This is a genomic window from Microbacterium sp. H6 (assembly GCF_003314775.1).
In the GTDB taxonomy this organism is placed as follows: Bacteria; Actinomycetota; Actinomycetes; order Actinomycetales; family Microbacteriaceae; genus Microbacterium; species Microbacterium oxydans.
The window spans coordinates 1-202 of the sequence record NZ_QOAY01000157.1 but is presented as its reverse complement, the minus strand read 5'-3'; the positions used below and the strand labels follow the sequence as shown (position 1 = coordinate 202).

At 72.8% G+C, this 202-nt stretch carries 1 protein-coding gene; it reads right to left on the bottom strand.

What is annotated here, in order from left to right; genetic code table 11:
* Positions 1–202 (bottom strand): PspC domain-containing protein (locus DSP71_RS22215; protein ID WP_181800715.1); only part of this gene is annotated, 202 nt, incomplete at both ends.

The window sequence follows — 202 nt, the reverse complement described above, 5'->3', positions numbered from 1 at the left end:
CGACGAGGACCCCCACGGCCGCGGGAGCCAGCAGCAGCCACGCCACGGGCATCCGTCTGGTCGGTGCGTCCTCACCCTCCGCCCACGGCGTGAACATCCAGCACCAGGCGTAGAGCAGCACCCCTGCACCGCCGCACAGCGCGAGGGCGATGAACAGAGCGCGCACCATCCACGGCCGTGCGCCCAGGTGGCGTGCGAGTCC